The sequence below is a fragment of the Bradyrhizobium sp. SZCCHNRI1009 genome, assembly GCF_032487575.1.
Taxonomy (GTDB): domain Bacteria; phylum Pseudomonadota; class Alphaproteobacteria; order Rhizobiales; family Xanthobacteraceae; genus Bradyrhizobium.
Genome location: NZ_JAUEUL010000036.1, coordinates 24846 through 43970, shown reverse-complemented (window position 1 = coordinate 43970; position 19125 = coordinate 24846). Strand labels below are relative to the sequence as shown.

Genomic DNA, 19125 nt, shown 5'->3' with positions numbered 1-19125 from the left:
CAATTTTGAGGTGTCAACCATGTCTCCGAACACCTGTCAGCCATGTCCCCGGGCTGAACACTGCGCTCGCAATGACGCCCGTACTGTCTGCCGTGCTCACGTTGTCCGACAGCACTTTCTGATGCATGAGAATATAGTTTCGCGACCTCGCGACACGTTTTGCGCCCGAGCTTTGATTTTTCGCCCTCTCATCAAAGAGGGCGCAGGGAAGGCCGGGCGCTGGCCGCGCCCGTGGCCCGCCTGCTCAAAAAATGCAGGCGGCAGGTACCACAGGTCTGGCCGAATACGCCCGGCCCTCCCTGCGCGATGGTTTTGACGGCTGCTTCGCGTTCTCCCCGGCGCACCGGCTTTTGGCCACCGTTGCCTGCGCGGCGCGTGAGCGCCGGCGCAAGCGTGACACCAGCATCGGGGTGTCAGGACCGCGCGACTTGACCGTGCGTGCATCGCCGTTCGTCCGCGCGAATGATCACGCTGCAACGACACACGCCCATCGCATTCCGCTGCCGACGTCCATGACGACCGCGATACGTCCCCTCCGACGCAACGGAACGAGCCGGACTCTAATGCTGATTTTGCGAAATCGGCAAGTGGATTATTTTTCAGCGGAGGGCTGGACAGGATTTTCACGCGCGATCTGATTTGCCCGTCGGGCAGCCATAGCGCCGTCGCACTCCGCGACGCCGACCGGCCGGGTGCCGCGCCGGTTTCGGAGCTTAACCCTCATGGTGAGGAGCGCCGAAGGCGCGTCTGCGGACGATGCTGCGCATCGCCGGGCGAGCCACGAGGTCCGAGCAGGGACCTCGCCCTTCGAGACGCCCGCCTTCGGCGGGCTCCTCAGGGTGAGGAGAGGAGGCTTGCCGCGGGACTAAGTAGTCAGTGGCCAACACGGCGATCGTGGGCTCTCGTGAGGTTGGAGATGATGACCCATGTTCAACTCCGGCTTCGAAGCTAACCCTCATGGTGAGGAGGCGCGAAGCGCCGTCTCGAACCATGAGGCCCACGATGAGGCCGCATACTCACCGCCTTGATCGCGCCTGCGATGCGTCACAGCGAAGGCCGTCATTGATCCAGATCAAACGCCCTCAAAAACACACCCCAGATCCGGATCAAATCCTTGATGTTCCTCGATTTGATCCAGATCAAACGGCCGCACGCCTACCGCAGCATGGCCCAGACACGTCCATATTGGCCGTCAAAAAGCGCCACATCTCGCCGTCAGATTCTGCGGCACAGCATGCGCTGATGACGCGAACTAACAGGCACGGCGGACCAACACGTCCGGCCCGAAATCGTCACACCAGCGCGCCCGTACAGAGAAACCAGCGTCCTGGAAAGCAATGCGAAACAACAGCGCTCAACGTTCGGCTCAACACGATTATGCTTCCCACCAACGACAGACCCGGCCACTCGCCCACGTGGCCGTGAACGTGGCACCGGCCCGGTATCAGCCGGCCGCACAGCCCGGCAGCCGCAGCACCGGACGCGGCGAGCGGCGGTTCTGGCTGACGATGCAGACAGCGATGCTGGCCGTCGGCGTGCTGCTGGTGAACCTGCTGCTGTTCTTTCCTGCGCTCGGCATCGCGCTGATGTGGAATCTGCTGATTCCCGTCGCGCCCGCCTTGGTGACGATCTCGCCCGGCCTGTGGCGCAACATCTGTCCGATGGCGACATTCCATCTGCTGCCGAACAAGATGGGCATCTCGCAGAACATCAGGATGCCGGAATGGGGCGCGGCGACGCTGGCGGTGATCAGCGTGACGCTTCTCTTCATCGTGGTACCGATGCGGCGCATCGGGCTCAATGTCGATGGCCCGCTGACGGCGGTCATGCTGCTGTCGGCCGCGGTCATGGCGTTCGCGATGGGCTCGGTGTTCGAGATGCGCTCGGGCTGGTGCACCTCGCTGTGCCCGATCCATCCGGTCGAGCGGCTCTACGGCACCAACCCGGCGCTGACCTTCAAGAATGCCCGCTGCAACATCTGCGAGGCCTGCAGCAATCCGTGCCCCGACTCCACGCCGGAGCTGACGCCGACCGCCGGCGTGCCCACCAAAGTCCAGCAGTTCCTCGGCAACTTCCTGATCGGCAGCTTCCCCGGCTTCGTCTGGGGCTGGTATCAAGTGCCGGATTATCCGCCGCAGCAGGTCGACCAGGCCGCGATCATCACCGCCTATGTGTGGCCGCTGGGCGCCGCGCTCGTCAGCTACGTCGTGTTCAGGGTCGGCGAGCGCATCCTGCGCTACAGGCCCGCCGCCCGCACCCGGATGCATCGCATCTTCGCGGCGGCCGCGATCAGCACCTACTACTGGTACCGCCTGCCCGGCCCGGCATCATTGCTGCCGGACTGGTTTCCGTTGGTCTCGCATCTCATCACGACGCCGTTCTTCTTCTGGTTCCTGGTGCTGCGCTCGCCGAAGGTGAGCTGGCTGAAGCGGCCGGTGATGGCGTCGAACTACTGGTCGAGCCGATTCGAGAGCACGGCCAACAAGAATCTCATCCGCGTGTCGCCCGGCAAGGCGTGAAGCCCCGCGGTCTCGTCCCACCATCGTCACAGCGTATCCGATCGAGGAGTAAACCATGTCGAACTTCAGGACCGTCACCGTCAAGGGCCGCCAGTTCCGCGTCCGCGCGGGTGACGTGCTGCTCGATGGCGCGCTCGCCAACGGCGTCGAGATTCCGTTCGACTGCCGCGCCGGCACCTGCGGCACCTGCATGGTTCACGTCTCGAAGGGGCAGACGGTGTGCGGCGAGACGCATACGCAGGGCATGATCTATGCGTGCCAGGCGCGCGTCGTCTCCGACCTCGACGTCGACGTGGAGGACGTGCCGGAGATCGATATCAGCAAGGCACGGCTGGTCGGCCTGCGCGAGGTCGCGCCAGATATCATGGAGCTGATGATCGCGCCCGAGAAGAGCATCAGCTATCTGCCGGGCCAGTACTTCAAGTTCACCTTCGCCGGCTATCCGGCGCGCGCCTACAGCCCGACCGCCTCGTTCGACGGCCGCATCGGCGGCCGCGTCATCCATCTCAACATCAAGAAGGTCCGTGGCGGCCGCGTCACGCAAGCGCTCGGCAGCGGCATCCGGCCCGGCCATCGGCTGCGCATCCAGGGGCCCTATGGTCACGCGTTCCTGCGTCCGGGCGGCGCCGGCCGTCTCGTCCTCGCCGGCAGCGGCACCGGCTTCGCGCCGATCTGGGCGATCGCGGCGATGGCGTTGCGCGAGAACCGCAGCCGTCCCATGGTGATCATCGCCGGCGCCAAGAAGCTGCCGCAGCTCTACATGACGCCGATCCTGGCGCAGCTCGCGCGGCTGCCGAATGTCACGATCATTCCGACCGTGGAGGAAGGCCCGATCAACCATCCGTCGATCCGCACTGGGCGGATCGAGCCGCACATGCCGACGCTGACGTCTTCCGACGTGGTCTATGCCTGCGGCTCGCCGCGCATGGTGACCGCGCTCGCCGGGATGGTCGAGAAGGCCGGCGCGACGTTCTATGCCGACCCGTTCGATTCAGCACCGCCGGAAGCGCCATCCGGCCTGATCGGACGCATCAAGACGCTCGTGGCGCGACGTCCGCCCGAGCCTGAGCCGGGCCGTGACGGCGGCAGGGGGCGTGACGCGTCGCTCGATCCGTTCGAGCGGGCGTTGTCGCTGGTGCCGAAGGATCCGATCGACGACGATCTCGGCCTGCGCCGGTCGGAGCCACGGCGCAGCCCGGCCGCCGAACGCGACCACGCGCTCTCGCTGGTCCGCGAGCGCGCCGCGCGCGGCGATCCCGCCCAGCTGCAGGAGCGCCCGCGCCGCGTCGCCGGCGAAATGGCGTCGGGCCATGTGTGAGGCGAGTGAGGCGGCCGCTCCAATTCCCAACATCGCGCTCGCAAGCATGAAGGGGCGTAGAGCCGGCAGAGCCGTGCAGCCGTCCTTCGAGACGCCCGCCTCCGGCGGGCTCCTCAGGACGAGGGCTGAGTGTGCGGCGCGATCCTCAAGAGCTTCAAACCCTCTCCATGAACACGCTAACAGCGTGTTCATGGTCCCGTATGCAGCGGCTGCTCCGCCACTTGCCCCTCATGGTGAGGAGCGCCGCATCGCGGCGCGTCTCAAACCACGAGGCCCCAAATGCCTCGATGCACACCGGTCGTCACTCCGGGGCGCTCGCGCAAGCGAGCGAGCCCGGAGTCCATAGCCACGAATAGACGTGGTGGAGCACGATCACTGAGAGCCGTCTGACTCACGACGGCTGCGGCGTATGGATTCCGGGCTCGCGCTGCGCGCGCCCCGGAATGACGGCGAGGATGGAGAGGCAGCCCGTCGTCAAATCAGCTTCCGCCGCGCGAGGCTGCGCATCAGGGCGCCGACGCCGAACGTCCACGGCTCGCATTCGTCGCTGTTGCGCATGCGGTTGACGAGGCGGCCGAGCTGCGGAGCTGAAATCGTGACGATGTCGTCGCGCTTGTGCGTAAAGCCCTGACCGGCTGCGTCGCGGTCCTTGACCGGCGCGAACATCGTGCCGAGGAACAGCGCGAAGCCGTCGGGATATTGATGCACGGCGCCGATGGTCTGCGCGACGAGGTCGGTCGGATCGCGGCTGATCTTGCTGATGGAGGAATGGCCGTCGAGCACGAAGCCGTCGCTGCCGGTCACGTTCAGCGCGACGTCCATCTTCCTGACGTCGTCGAGCGAAAAGCTCCTGTCGAACAGGCGCAGCAGCGGTCCGATGGCGCAGGAGGCGTTGTTGTCCTTGGCCTTGGACAGCAACAGCGCCGAGCGGCCCTCGAAGTCGCGCAGGTTGACGTCGTTGCCGAGCATCGCGCCGACGATCTTGCCGCGGCTCGACACCGCCAGCACCACCTCCGGCTCCGGGTTGTTCCAGGTCGATTTCGGATGCAGCCCGGCATCCATGCCGGTGCCGACCGACGACATGGTCGGCGCCTTGGTGAAGACCTCGGCGTCGGGGCCGATGCCGACCTCGAGATACTGGCTCCAGGCGTTCTGCTCGATCAGCACCTGCTTGAGGTGCATGGCCTGGTCGGAGCCGGGCTTCAGCTTGGAGAAATCGTCGCCGACGAGACGCACCACCTCTGTCCGGATCGCCTCGGCCGAGGCCGGATTGCCGCGCGCGCGCTCCTCGATGACGCGCTCCAGCATCGAGATCGCGAAGGTGACGCCGGCCGCTTTGAGCACCTGGAGATCAACCGGCGCCAGCAGCCACGGCTTGGCGGGATCACGGCGATCGGGGGGCGTGTTGGCGAGGATCGCGGCGAGATCGCCGATGCGCTGCCCGCCCATGCCGCGCAGTGCAGCCGCGGGATCGTCGTGCTCGCACAGCGCGCTGACGGTCGGGAAGGCCGAGGTGACATCGTAGACGCCGTCATCGCGCACCGCCACGACGGCCGGACCATCGACGTCGGGCCGCCAGACCCGGCCGACCAGCGTTCCCTGGGTGCCGTCGTCGGGCAGCATGGTCTCGGGCGTCAGATTGATCATGGCGTTCTCCCTGGTGTCTCGTTGAGGCAGCCGTAGCATTGCTGCGAGAATGATCCAAGATGGGAGCGCGCGATCACCAGCTGTAGCGCACCACGCCCTTGCCCGCGTAGGAGCGGCTGATGGTCGAGAACTCGCCTTCGAAGGTCGCGGCCGCCGACCAGCCGTTGCGCCAGGCGATTTCGGCCGAGGCCGTGGTGAGCGCGAGGTCGCGCGACTGCGCGGCGCCGTTGACGATGAAACTCGTGCCTGGCAGCGCCTGGAAGCCGGCGGTCATGGTGCGATCCGGGTTGAAATTGTGCGCCCAGGCGGTGCGGCCACGCAGCGACAGCACGCCGTCGGCGAGCGCAAACGACCGGTCGACGCGCGCGCCAAGCTCGATGCGCGCATCCGTCACGGTCTTGCCGGCATAGCTCAGCGCGAAGGTGCCCGCGCCGGAGAGCACCTGCTCGGCATAGGACGGCAACACGTAAGCCGTCGCCTGCCCGCCGAGATAGGGCGTGACCCCGCCCCATCGCGTGGCGTAGCGGCGGCCAGCCTCGAGGCGAGCGGAATAGGCCGATGCATTGAAGCGGGCGCGGAGCTGGTCGACGCCGGCGACGGCCACGGTGCGGTCGGTGGTCACGTCGTGCCAGCCATAGGCGAGCGCGGCGGAGAGATAGTCCGGGCCGTTGCGATAGCGGGCGAAGGCGCCGGCCTGGAACAGGTCGGAGCGGCCGCTGCCGCCGCCATTGACGCTGAAGCTGGTGCCGCCGCCCGACAGCGCGAAGCCGGCCAGCCAGTTCGGCGACACGATGTAGTCGGCGCCGGCGGCGAAGCCGACCTCGCGGATGGTGGTGTCGTTCGAGCCGAGCGCGGCATTGCCGTCGGTGAACGAACCGCCACCAAACGGCGCCGCCCAGGTGCTCCAGCGCTCGTCGAAGCGCCGGGCCAAAGCGGCCTTGACCGGCATGCGCGCGAAGGCATCACGCGGCGCGGCGCCCTGCCCTGCGTCGGCGAACGCCGTTGCCGGAGCCGATGCGTTCGCGCGGCGCCCGGCGACGAAGGGATCGGTCATCAGGCCAAGGAAGATCTTCATCGAGTCGAACATCGCCTGCTGCGAGGCGGTGGCGATCTCGCCGGACGCCTGCGTCAGGCCGGCCGGGGTCAGCGCGCCGAAGGCGAGCGGGATGCCGCCGGTGCGGTTGAAGTAGCCGGTCGTGGTGTCCGTGACGTTCTGCTGGTTGGTATTGGTCCCGGCCGTGCCGAGCGTCAGGTTCAGATAGACGTTGTTGGCGTCGTAGCTCAGGCTCGAGGAGAAGTTGGCCGGCAGGTTGGTGTTGACCAGCGCGTTGAAGGTGCCGCTGATGCCGCCGGCGGCATTGACGATCGTGTACTGCTTGCTGACGTAGCTGCCAGGGGTGAACGCCGCCTGCACCGTGGCGCCACCCAGCGTCGCGGTGCCCGTCACGTTGACCCGGTCGGCATTGGCCGGCGACACCTCGACCATGTAGCTCGCGGCAGCCGTGAACACGAGATTGCCCTGCACCGTCAGCAGCCCGATCGAATTGCCGGGCGCGAGCGCGCCGCCATTGACCAGCGTGCTGCCGACGACGCCGTTGCCGCCGAGCGTGCCGCCGGCATTCACGGTCACGCTGCTGCCGGCGATCGAACCGTTGACGGCGAGGATGCCGCCATCGACCGTTGTCGGACCGGTGTAGGTGTTGATGCCGGACAGCGTCAGCCTGCCGCTGCCGACCTTGGTCAACGCGCCAGGTCCGACCGTGCCGCACTCGCACGGGTCGTAGTCGCTGATCACGCCGGAGACCTCGGTCGAGAGATTGTTGCCGCCAACCACCAGCGTGTTGAAGGCGCCGATGTAATAGTTGCCGGATCCCGCCAGGGAGCCGGCGGTGATGCGGCCGTCGCCATTGGCCCCCGTGCTGCCGGAGAAGTCGACCACGCCGGTGCCGTTGGTCACGAACTGCGCGGCGCCGCCGGTCGTATTGTCGAGGAAACGGGTGCGACCGCCCGCATTGGTGATGATGGTGGCGGAGCCTGCGGTCGCATGGTCGAAGAACAGGGTGGAAGCGCCGTCGTTGGTGGTGATGGTCGCATTCGCCGCGGTGGAATGGGCGTTGAACTGGATATGCCCGTCCATGTTGTTGGTGATCTCTGCGTTGCCCGCGGACGGCGTGTCGCTGCCGAAGCCCATCCCGAACATCAGGTAGGAATTGCCGCCATTGGTGATGACCGCGTTGGCGGCCGTCGCGGCATTGACGAACGCGACCAGGCTGAACGTATCATTCGTGATCGTCGCATTGCCGGCGCTGGTGTTGGCGTTGAACAGCGTGCGGCCCTGATGGTTGGTGATCACGGCGTTCCCCGCCGTCGCCGTATCGGTGCCTCCGGCGACGCCGAACGCCGTCGTGGCGATCGACTGGTTCACGATCGTCATCGTGCCGGCGGAGCTCGCGCCGAGGAAGTTGGTGGTGCCGCCATCATTGGTGAGCGAGACGATGCCGGACGTGTCGGCCCTGACGACGTTGAAGATGCCGAAATTCGACACGTCGCCGATGATGCGGGCGGTGTGGGTGGCGTCGCCGAGCTGCAGGGTCGCGCCGTTGCCGATGAAGGTGCCGCCCGAATAGGAGTTGTTGCCGAGCAGGATGGTGGTGCTGTTGCCGAGCAGCTCGGCGCGCACGCCGGCAACGGTCTCGCCGAGGTTGTTGCCGATGGTAATGGTCTGGCCGGAATTGGCGTCGTTGATGAAGCCCCAGCCGGAGCCGGCGACGCCGAAATTCACGTCGGCGCCGCCGATCGCATAGGACTGGGCGTTGCCGAGGACAATCCAGGAATCCGGATTGAGCGGCGCGGTGACCGTGATGGTCGATGCGCCGGTGGCGCCGAACAGCGCCCGCTGGCCGCTCGATGCGGGTGGCGCGCCGGCCGGCGGGGTCTCCCAGTTGGTCGCGAGGTTGTAGTCGGAGGTCGCAGTCGAAGAGCCGGTGCCGCCCCAGGTGTAGTCGGTCTGGGCCTGCGCCGACGTCGTCGGCCCGAGCCCGAAGAGCCCGAGCATGAGCCCCAGCGCGCCCCACACGCCTCGCGCCGTCGGACGCCCCGCCGTTTCGACCCGCCTCTGCACGCAATCCCCCGATCTTGCTCTGCACCCCCGTGATGCAATCCAAGACCTAGCAGGCGCGCGGCGCCCGCCGAGATCGACGGCGTCCCTGTTCCTTGTTTGAAATCAGCGCGTTACGCGTTTGATCGCGGTTGTAGCGGGCGCGCAACGCATCCACCCAAAAAGTCGCCCCCCGCAATGGCCTGGGGGACGTGCGACCGATGGCTCACGGATTCGGCGAGCTCTCGCCGGCGACCTGCAGCAGTTGCGAGCGACGGACGCGCTCGCGATGGGCAGTGTAGAGGCCGCTGGAAACGATGAAGGCGGCGCCGACGATGGTCCAGACGTCCGGCACCTCGCCGAACACCAGGAAGCCGAGGATGCTGACCCACAGCAACTGGGTGTAGGAGAACGGCGCCAGCACCGAGGCGTCGGCATAGCGGAATGCCAGCACGACGATCCACTGCCCCATGGTCGAAGCGACGCCGACCAGCACGCCGAAGGCGATGTCCTGCCAGGACGGCGTGGTCCACACGAATGGCACGATGGCCGAGAGCACGCAGACGCCGGCGATCGACGAATACGACATGATCGTGATCGCGTGCTCGCGCCCGCTCATCATTCGCGTCATGATCAGGGTGCAGGCCCAGGCAAAGGCCGAGACGATCGGAAACAGCGCGGCAAGATGGAACGCGCCGGTGCCGGGGCGAAGAATCACCAGCACGCCAAACAGGCCAACCGCGGTTGCGACCCAGCGCCGCAGGCCGACCTTCTCGCTGAGGAAGATGATCGACAGCGCGGTGACGAACAGCGGCGCGACGAAGCCGGTCGCGGAGGCCTCGGCGATCGGCAGATAGCGTAAACCAGTGATGAACATCAGCGACGAGCCGAGCAGCGCGACGCCGCGCAGCAGCTGGAACTTGAGCTGCTCTGTGCGCATCGCGAACAGCGGCGAGCCCGGGATCATCGCCGGCACCATGATCGCTGCGAACACCACGAAGCGGAGCCAAGTGATCTCGATCGAGGGCAGCGTCTTCGACAGATATTTCGCCGTGACGTCCGAGGTGCCGAGGAACACGGTCGACAGCAGGATCAGCGCGATGCCGCGGAACGGCCTGTCGGCGCGTGCCGGCGCGCGCTTGCGCGCGGCTGTCGGCTTCTCCTGCACGGAGGTCGGCATGTCGTCGAGGCGCGCGGCGGCGGCCGCACTCGGGGGCGGGGTCACGGTCGAACTCGGAAGTTTTGGAACGGGGACGATTCGGTGAGTGGCGACGAAACGCCAATCACTACGTTGCGACAACCCATCGAAGCGGGCAGCACTTATGCGTTGCCACGCGTCCGGGTAGCAAACATCCGTAATTTTCCGTGATGCTGCGCTACAGCATGGGCAGCCCACGCGGCTTCGGCCCGCGCGGAAAGGCGTGATCGATCGCGGCGATCTCGGCCGCGGTGAGCTCGATGTCGCCGGCCGCCGCATTCTGCTCGGCATGCTCGGGCCGCGACGCCTTGGGGATCGCGAACAGCGACGACGCCCGCGTGAGGAAAGCGAGCGCGACCTGGCGCGGCGTCGCGCCGTGCTGCTCCGCGATCCGCTGCAGCACCTCGCCGCCGGCGCTGCGGCGTTCCGGAAAGTCGTCATGGCCGAACGGCGAATAGGCGACGACGGCGACGCCGTGCTGGCCGCACCACGGGATGACGGCGTGCTCGATGGCGCGCTCCTGCAGGTGATAGAGCACCTGGTTGCAGGCGATCCTGCCGTCGCCGGCGACCTCCAGCAGCTCGTCGAGATCGTCGACGTCGAAATTGCTGACGCCCCAGGCCGCGATCTTGCCGGCCGCCTTGAGCTCCTCGAACGCTGCCACCGTCTCCGCGAGCGGATAGGAGCCGGGCCAGTGCAACAGATAGCAGTCGAGCCGGTCGGTCTTGAGCCGCTTCAGCGAGCGCTCGCAGGCGGTGATGGTGCCACGGCGGGAGGCGTTGCTCGGCAGCACCTTCGACACCAGGAACACGTCGTCGCGCCGGCCGGCGATGGCTTCGGCGATGACGAGCTCGGCATCGCCATACATCTCCGCGGTGTCGATGTGGCTCATGCCGAGATCCAGGCCGCGCCGCAACGTGGCGATGGCGCGGCTGCGGTCGGCGTGGTCGAGATACCAGGTGCCCTGCCCGATCACGGACACGCCGGCGCTGCCGGTTCCGAATGTCTTGTGCTTCATGGCGGCGAGCATAGAGGATGGAGCGCGCGACGTCGATTGGCGCTCCCCAGGAACGTCATTCCGGGGCGACGCGTCAGCGTCGAACCCGGAATCTCGAACTTGGTTTGCACCGGCTCGTTTCCGCCATGTCGAGATTCCGGGTTCGGGGCCTTGCGGCCTCGCCCCGGAATGACGGCGGGCTTTGCTAGCTCGCCACCTTCACCGACGCCTCGGCCTGCGCCGGCGTCTGCGCGATCAGCCGCTTCATCTCCGGAATGCACGAGCCGCAATTCGTTCCCGCCTTGAGCTGCGCGCCGATCGCGGCGGGCGTGCGCGCGCCGGCGGCGATCGCATCGCAGATGGTGTCGCGGCCGACGCCGAAGCAGGCGCAGACGATCGGGCCGCCGCCGACGCCGTCGGGCGCGCGGCCGGACAGCAGCATGCGGCGCTGATCGTCGTCGAGACGATCGGCTGAAAACATCGTCTTCACGACGTTCCAGTCGCCGGCATCATGGCCCGGTCCGACGAAGACGCAGGTCTCGATGCGGTCGCCGCCGAAGGACGCGGCGCGATAGACGCCGCCGCCGACATCCATGTAGTCCGTGACATCGTCGGTGGCGCGCGCCTTGAACCACGCCGGCCAGCGCATGAGGTCGCCGTTGTCGGCGAACAGATAGCCGAAGCCGCCCTGCACCGTCGCCCGCGCCCACCACAGATGGGACGGCAGCGCGAGCTCGGTGCGCGACAGGATGAAGCCGCGGAAGACGTACTCATAGGGACTGATCGCGGCCGGCGTCGCCTTGGCCTCGGGCTGGCCGGAGAACGGATCGGTGTGCGAGGCGACGAGCGCGCCGACGCGGCCATGCGAGGAGTTCGTCGCGTTCCAATGGATCGGCGCGAACAGCATGCCGCGCTGCTGGCGCTCGCTGACGACGACCTTGAGGATGCACCGGCCGTGCTCGGTCGTCACCTTGGCGAAGCCGTCATGCATCAGGCCGTAGCGCAGCGCGTCGTCCGGATGCACCTCGACGAACGGCTCCGGCAGATGCGCTCCGAGACGCGGGCTCAACCCGGTGCGCGTCATGGTGTGCCACTGGTCGCGGATGCGCCCGGTGTTCAGCCGCAGGGGCCGCGCGGCATTGGTCTCGCTGCGCAGCGCCGGCACCTCCGGCGCGACGAAGCGGGCCTTGCGGTCGCCGGTGAAGAAGGCGCCGTCGGCGAAGAAGCGCGGCGCGGGCGGCTTGCCCGCGCGCACCGGCCATTGCACCGGGGCCATTGTGTCGTATTCGTCGTCGCTGAGGCTCGCCAGCGCGCCGATGTCGAAGTCGCGGCTGCCGTCGTTCTCGAACCCCGACAGCGCGGCGTGCTCGCGGAAGATGTCCGCGGCGGAGCCGTAGTCGAAGGCGGAAGCGAAGCCGAGCCGCTTGCCGACCTCGCTGAGGATCCACCAGTCCGGCATGGCCTCGCCGGCCGGCGCCATGAAGGCGCGCTGGCGCGAGATGCGCCGCTCGGAGTTGGTGACCGTGCCCGACTTCTCGCCCCAGGCCTGCGCCGGCAGCAGCACGTGCACGCCAGCATCCACGGTGTCGTTGGAGCGCACGTTCTCGGAGACGACGAGCAGCTCGAGCTTCTTCAGGGCCGACAGCACGAGATCGGCGTCCGGCAGCGACACCGCCGGATTGGTGCCGATCACCCACAGCGCCTTGATCTCGCCGCGCGCGATCGCCTCGAACATCGCGACCGCCTTCAATCCCTCATGGGTGGCGATATCGGGCGCCTTCCAGAAGCGCCTGATACGATCGATGTCCGGCGGCGTGAAGCCCATATGCGCGGCGAGCTGGTTGGCGAGCCCGCCGACCTCGCGGCCGCCCATCGCGTTGGGCTGGCCGGTCAGCGAGAACGGCCCCATACCCGGCTTGCCGATGCGCGCGGTGGCAAGATGGCAGTTGAGGATCGCATTGACCTTGTCGGTGCCCTGAGCCGACTGGTTGACACCCTGCGAGTACAAGGTGACGACCTCTGGCGTGTCGCGGAACAGCTTGAAGAAGGCGGCGACATCGGGCTCGGACAGACCGGTGGCGAGCGCGGTCGCCGCGGTGCTGCCGGCAAGGCTGCGCGCGCGCGCCAGGGTCTCGTCGAAGCCAGACGTATGGCGCGCGATGTAGTCGCTGTCGAGCGCGCCGTTGTCGGCGAGATGCACCAGCAGGCCGGAGAACAGCGCCGCATCCGTGCCGGGCCTCAATCCCAGGAACAGGTCGGCTTCTTCAGCCGTGTCGGTACGGCGCGGATCGATGACCACGAACCTGGCGCCGCGCGTCTGCTTGTTGGCCAGCATGCGCTGGTAGAGCACCGGGTGGCACCAGGCGGCGTTGCTGCCCACGAAGACCAGCAGATCGGCCCGATCGAGATCCTCATATGTGCCGGGGACGGTGTCGGCGCCGAAGGCGCGGCGGTGGCCGGCGACCGACGACGCCATGCACAGCCGCGAATTGGTGTCGACATTGGCCGAGCCGAGAAAACCCTTCATCAGCTTGTTGGCGACGTAGTAGTCCTCGGTCAGCATCTGGCCCGAGAGATAGAACGCCACGGCGTCCTCGCCGTCGCGGGCGACGATGTGCTTGAGGCGGGTCGCGACGTGATCGAGCGCATCGCTCCACGCCACCCGCTCCATGCCGCCCTTGCAGCGGATCATCGGATAGAGCAGCCGGCTCTCGAGCCCGAGCGTCTCGCCGAGCGCCGAGCCTTTGGAGCAGAGCCGGCCGAGATTGGCCGGATGCGACGGATCGCCGGAGATCGCCGCGCCGCCGCTGCCGTCGGGCGTGGCGAGCACGCCGCAGCCGACGCCGCAATACGGACAGGCGGTGCGCACCGTGCGCAACTGGGGATCAACAGTCGTCATCGTGCGAGGTCCCCTCTCTCACGCTGCCCGTGGCCGCGCCGCGGCGCGGCCGAACATCATCTCGGTCCGGATCGCCGCGACCGGCTCGCGGCTGCGGATCAGGTCGCGATACCACAGAGCATCCCTGGTCTCCCCGATCAGCACGGCGCCGGTGAGGCGCCCGTCGGCGATGACGAGCTTCTTGTAGATGCCGCGCCTGGCATCGTTGAGCACGATCGTCTCGCTGCCCTCGGCACCAACGAAATCTCCGGCCGAGAACACCGACACCCCCGACACTTTCAGATTGGTCGAGACGACGCTGCCGCCATAGGCCGCCTTGCGTCCGGCCAGATGCTGCGCCAGCACCCGCGCCTGCTCGTAGGCCGGTTCGACCAGCCCGTAACAGGTGCCGCGGTGCTCGGCGCATTCGCCGAGCGCGAAGATGCCGGGCGCCGAGGTCTGCATCGCGTCGTCGACGACGATGCCGCGGTTGACGGCGAGCCCCGCTTCCTTTGCCAAGGTCACATTCGGCCGGATGCCGGCGGCGAAGATCACCGCGTCCGCGGCGAGGCGGCGCCCGTCGGCCAGCTCGACGCCTTCGACCCGGCCGTTGCCGTGGATGGAAGCGGTGCTGGCATTGAGCAGAACCTCGATGCCCTTGCGCGCCACCAGCGACTTGAGCAAAGCGGCGGCCGGCGCATCGAGCTGCCGCTCCATCAGCCGGTCCATCAGATGCAGCAGCGTCACCTTGGCGCCGGCGCGCGCCAGGCCATAGGCCGCTTCAAGCCCGAGCAGCCCGCCGCCGACGACCACGACGCGGCCCTTCTTGGCCGCCAGCGCCAGAAGCACGTCGGTGTCGCGGCTGTCGCGGAACGTGTGCACGCCCGGCAGATCGGCGCCCGGCACCGGCAGCCGCAGCGGCAGCGAGCCGGTGGCGAGGACGAGGCGCGAGAACGCCACGTTCTCGTCGTTCTCGATCTGCAGCTCGCGGCGGCCGACATCGATGCCGGTGACGCGCGCGCCGTACTTCAACGTCACGCCGCGCTCGCGCCACCAGGCGGCTGGCTTGAGCTCGATCTCATGCGACGCGGCCTCGCCGGCCAGCACCGACGACAGCAGCACGCGGTTGTAGGCCAGCCGCGGCTCCTCGCCGATGACGGCGATCGCGTAGCGGCCGAGCACGGTCTGCGACAATTCCTCGGCCAGCTTCGCAGCAGCCATGCCGTTGCCGACGATGACGAGCGGTTCACTCAAGGCGCCTACTCCGCCGCCTGCGCCTTGCCATAGGCTTCCGCGATCATGTAGCCGGACAGCGTGGCATAGGCCGCGGTCCAGGCGGCGGCGACCTCGGGCGTCCAGCCGTCGCCGAGGCCCTTTTCCAGGGTCCACAGCAGCGCAGCACCGACTACCGGATAGTGCTCCGGCCTGGCACCGTAATCGACGTGGCGCTTGGCGAGCGCGCTTGCCGCCGGCAGGATCGCAGGCAGGTTGGTCAATCCATTCACCACGACCGCCAAGGTCGCCATCAGCTTCTTGCGCTGCTCGGTGAGGTCGTCCGGAAACATCGCGCGAACCTGCGGCGCGACCTCGAACAGGCGATCGTAGAAGATGGTCGCGGCCTGATCAGAGATCGGCGCGACCTTGGCAAAGCTATCCTGAACCAATGCGATCTGAGACGGTGTCATGGGAATCCTTCGATGATGGAAACGAGAACCCGTTAGTCGCCCGACGCGGAGAGCGGTTCGATCCGCTCTCCGCTTTCCAATCGTCACGCCGCCTCGACGTAGCGATGGCGCTCGTAGAGGAATTCCAGCACGCGCTGCCGGCACTTCACGTAAGTCGGGTTGGTCGCGAGCTCGAGCCGCTTGCGCGGCCGCGGCAGCGCGACCTCGAGCACCTCGCCGATATGCGCGCTCGGGCCGTTGGTCATCATCACGATGCGGTCCGACAGCAGCACGGCCTCGTCGACGTCGTGCGTGATCATCAGGATGGTGTTGCCGAGCTTCTGATGCAGCGCCATCACCGAATCCTGCAGGTGCGCGCGGGTCAACGCGTCGAGCGCGCCGAACGGCTCGTCGAGCAGCAGCACCTTCGGCTCCATCGCCAGCGCACGCGCAATGCCGACGCGCTGCTTCATGCCGCCGGAGATCTCGTTCGGGCGCTTGTCCTTGGCGTGGGCCATCTGCACGAGGTTGAGGTTGTGCATGGTCCAGGCGTCGCGCTCGGCCCGGGTCTTGGTCTTGGCGAACACCTTGTCGACGCCGAGACGCACGTTTTCATAGACCGTGAGCCAGGGCAGCAGGCTGTGGTTCTGGAACACGACGGCGCGGTCGGGTCCCGGCGAATTCACCTCGCGCTCCTCCAGCAGTACGCCGCCGGTGGTCGCCGTGGTAAGGCCTGCGACGATGTTGAGCATCGTCGACTTGCCGCAGCCGGAATGGCCGATGATCGAGACGTACTCGCCCTTCTCGATCGAGAGGTTGATGCCCTTCAGCACTTCGGTGGTGGCGTTGCCGCGGGTGAACGTCTTGTCGACGTGATCGAGCTTCAGATAGGCCATGATCCCTTCCCTCTCAGTTCGTCGCGGTGCCGCGGGTGACGACCTTGCCCAAGACCGCGATCAGGCGGTCGAGCACGAAGCCGATGATGCCGACATAGAACAGGGCGAGAATGATCTCGCTGATGTGCGAGGAATTCCACGCGTCCCAGATGAAGAAGCCGATGCCAACGCCGCCGATCAGCATCTCGGCCGCGACGATCGCAAGCCAGGACAGGCCGATGCCGATGCGCAGGCCGGTGAAGATGTAGGGGGCCGCCGCCGGGATCATGATCTTGGCGAAGAACTCCAGCGGATTGAGCTGCACCACCGCCGCAACGTTGCGGTAGTCCTGCGGAATGTTGCGGATGCCGACCGCGGTGTTGATGATGATCGGCCAGACCGAGGTGATGAAGATCACGAAGATCGCCGACGGCTGGCCGTCGCGGAAGGCAGCCAGCGACAGCGGCAGCCAGGCGAGCGGCGGGATCGTGCGCAGCACCTGAAAGATCGGATCGAGGCCGCGCATCGCCCACACCGACTGGCCGATCAAGGTGCCGACACCGACGCCGACGACAACGGCGATCGCGTAGCCGAAGGCGACGCGGCGCAGGCTGGCCTCGAGATGCCAGAACAGGCCCTTGTCGATGCCGCCGTGATCGAAGAACGGATCGAGGATCAGCTCGCGGGTATCGCTGAACACCCGGGAGGGCGGCGGCAGCGCCGAGCCCGCCCGGCGGCAGACCAGCTCCCAGATCAGCAGGAACAGCATCAGCACGATCAGCGGCGGGACGACACGCACCGCGACGTCGCGCGCCATCTTCACGTAGCGCTCGGCTTTTGGCTGCTGCTTGGGAGTCATGGTCACGATGGACGCGGACACGGACGTGGACGCGGTCGGCACGACCTTCGGAGCGCTATCGTTGATCAACGCTGGCATGGACATCGGAAACCTTTCTCCGTGCAATGAGAGGGGCCGCGCGTTTTGCACGCGCGGCGGGAGGTCCTGATCAGGCCTCGATCCGCTTGATCGACAGCGACTTCAGGTAGGCCGCCGGATCTTCCGGATCGAACACCTTGCCGTCGAAGAACGTCTCCTTGCCGCGCGACTTGGAGGTCGGAATCTCGGCGACCGCGACGTTCATCTCCTTGGCGGCCTCGCGCCAGATGTCCTCGCGGTTGACCTTGGCGATCAGCGACTTGGCGTCGAAGCCAGCTTCATACTTGCCCCAGCGGATGTCCTCGGTGATGAACCAGAGGTCGTGGCTCTGGAACGGATAGGAGGCGAAATCACGCCAGTACTTCATGATGTGCGGCGAGTTCTCGACCACCTTGCCGGTGCCGTAGTCGAACTTGCCGGCGGTGCGTCCGGCGACGTCCTCGACCGGGCAATTCATCCACTGCCGCTTGGCCATGATGGTCGCAAGCTCCTGCTTGTTCTCCATCTTGTCGCACCACTGCTGGGCCTCCATGACCGCCATGGTCAGCGCCTTCGCGGCCTTCGGATATTTGTCGACATAGGCCGAGCGCATCGCGAAGGATTTCTCGGGATGCTTGTTCCAGATCTCACCCGTGGTGACCGCGGTATAGCCGATGCCCTGGTTGACGAGCTGCGCATTCCACGGCTCGCCGACGCAGAAGCAGTCCATCGTGCCGACCTTCATGTTCGCCACCATCTGCGGCGGCGGCACAACGATGGTCTCGATGTCCTTGTCGGGATCGATGCCGCCGGCCGCGAGCCAGTAGCGCAGCCAGAGGTCGTGGGTGCCGCCCGGGAAGGTCATCGCCGCCTTCACCGACTTCCCCGCCGCCTTCTTCTTCTCCAGCGCGGCCTTGAACGGCGCGGTATCGAGGCCGAGCTTCAGGTCTGCATATTCCTTGCCGACCGAGATGCACTGTGCGTCGAGATTTAGCCGCGCCAGGATGTACATCGGCGTCGGCTGGTTGTTCTGCGTCACCTTGCCCGAGGAGATCAGGTACGGCATCGGCGTCAGGATGTGCGCGCCGTCGATGCCGTTGCCCTCGGAGCCGAGCACGAGGTTGTCGCGCGTGGTGCCCCACGAGGCCTGCTTCTGCACGTCGACATCCGGCATGCCGTATTTGGCGAAGATGCCCTTGTCCTTGGCGACGAACAGCGGACCGGCGTCGCTCAGCGCGATGAAGCCGAGCTTGGCGCTGGTGACTTCCGGCCCCGCCCCCTGGGCAAAAGCGCCGCCCGGAAAGCCCAGCCTCGCGGCCGCGAGCAGCGCGGCCGTGCCTGCGCCGGCCTTGAGAAGCTGGCGACGGCTGAGGCCGTTGCGGCGAGCAGGATTGGCAGTCTTCGTCATGAGTGCTGTCGTCCTTTGTCTGAGAAGAGCGCTCGATGGATGAATGGCCGTCCGTTGCGGGTCGCCGCGCCACGCACAAAAGGGCGTGTTCCGAGATGGCCTCGGAAGGGGCAGCGTCACGATTCGGATGAGGGTTGCGCGGACGGCATCGATGGCGTCGCAAACGCTCTTTCAAGCTTCGTGCCAACGCGCCGATTTTTAGTTTCGAAGCGAATTCAAACGCTTAGCCATGCACAGCGATGCATCAGACGCAGGAGGTCGCATCCAAAATTTGCGATTCGCCCACTTTGTGTGCGCCGCACACCAAGTGGGCATAGCGCGATTGTTCCATGAGCATCCGGGCATCAAAGCAGCCCTTCGAAACATCCGCGGCGACGACATCCAAGCGCAATCAATTGAAACTACTCATCTTTATACTGGCGCCAGATTTGGCACAGGCATTGCTTGCAATTCGGCAAGTCAACGATGACTGCGGTTCGCTGGACTGTCGAGGCCGATGGGGCCTGATTATCCGGGACGGACGCGCGCACGCGACCGAGGTCTTCTCGGCGCGGTCGTCGTGACGCCCTTCCCGCATTCGACATCCGATCCGCCTGCCCGTGGCGATG

At 66.8% G+C, this 19125-nt stretch carries 12 protein-coding genes; 2 read left to right on the top strand and 10 right to left on the bottom strand.

Going from position 1 to position 19125, the window contains the following annotated elements; genetic code table 11:
* Positions 1-1415: 1415 nt before the first annotated feature.
* Both QX010_RS31700 and QX010_RS31695 read left to right on the top strand, forming a co-directional pair.
* On the top strand, positions 1416-2519 hold the full coding sequence (locus tag QX010_RS31700; RefSeq protein ID WP_316183517.1) for a ferredoxin: 1104 nt from the start codon (positions 1416-1418) through the stop codon (positions 2517-2519).
* A gap of 55 nt (positions 2520-2574) precedes the next feature.
* Positions 2575-3837, top strand: coding sequence for a 2Fe-2S iron-sulfur cluster-binding protein (locus QX010_RS31695; protein WP_316183516.1), 1263 nt, complete (start codon positions 2575-2577; stop codon positions 3835-3837).
* Positions 3838-4311: 474 nt separating this feature from the next.
* Here the strand turns inward: QX010_RS31695 and QX010_RS31690 are convergent, their stop codons facing one another.
* The 10 genes from QX010_RS31690 to QX010_RS31645 form a co-directional block, all read right to left on the bottom strand.
* Positions 4312-5484 carry a fumarylacetoacetate hydrolase family protein gene (locus QX010_RS31690; protein ID WP_316183515.1) on the bottom strand — a complete coding sequence of 391 codons (1173 nt, stop codon included), beginning with the start codon at positions 5482-5484 and terminating at the stop codon, positions 4312-4314.
* 73 nt (positions 5485-5557) lie between these two features.
* On the bottom strand, positions 5558-8539 hold the full coding sequence (locus QX010_RS31685) for an autotransporter domain-containing protein (protein ID WP_316183514.1): 2982 nt from the start codon (positions 8537-8539) through the stop codon (positions 5558-5560).
* A 268-nt stretch (positions 8540-8807) separates the two neighbouring features.
* Entirely contained in the window at positions 8808-9761 is a 954-nt protein-coding gene (locus QX010_RS31680) for a DMT family transporter (RefSeq protein WP_316183522.1), read from the bottom strand.
* Between the two features lie 196 nt (positions 9762-9957).
* Complete coding sequence (locus QX010_RS31675) at positions 9958-10797, bottom strand: aldo/keto reductase (RefSeq protein ID WP_316183513.1); 840 nt, start codon at positions 10795-10797, stop codon at positions 9958-9960.
* 184 nt (positions 10798-10981) lie between these two features.
* Positions 10982-13675, bottom strand: a complete 2694-nt coding sequence (locus QX010_RS31670) for a molybdopterin-dependent oxidoreductase (RefSeq protein ID WP_316183512.1) — start codon at positions 13673-13675, stop codon at positions 10982-10984.
* A gap of 18 nt (positions 13676-13693) precedes the next feature.
* Positions 13694-14908 carry an NAD(P)/FAD-dependent oxidoreductase gene (locus QX010_RS31665; protein WP_410051998.1) on the bottom strand — a complete coding sequence of 405 codons (1215 nt, stop codon included), beginning with the start codon at positions 14906-14908 and terminating at the stop codon, positions 13694-13696.
* Positions 14909-14913: 5 nt separating this feature from the next.
* Positions 14914-15339 (bottom strand): globin family protein, encoded by a 426-nt coding sequence (locus QX010_RS31660; RefSeq protein ID WP_315802524.1) that lies wholly within the window; start codon positions 15337-15339, stop codon positions 14914-14916.
* A gap of 83 nt (positions 15340-15422) precedes the next feature.
* Positions 15423-16217: an ABC transporter ATP-binding protein gene (locus QX010_RS31655; RefSeq protein WP_315802554.1), complete on the bottom strand. Its 795-nt coding sequence runs from the start codon at positions 16215-16217 to the stop codon at positions 15423-15425.
* A gap of 10 nt (positions 16218-16227) precedes the next feature.
* On the bottom strand, positions 16228-17136 hold the full coding sequence (ntrB, locus tag QX010_RS31650; protein ID WP_316183511.1) for a nitrate ABC transporter permease: 909 nt from the start codon (positions 17134-17136) through the stop codon (positions 16228-16230).
* Between the two features lie 64 nt (positions 17137-17200).
* On the bottom strand, positions 17201-18517 hold the full coding sequence (locus QX010_RS31645; protein WP_316183510.1) for a CmpA/NrtA family ABC transporter substrate-binding protein: 1317 nt from the start codon (positions 18515-18517) through the stop codon (positions 17201-17203).
* Positions 18518-19125: the final 608 nt, after the last annotated feature.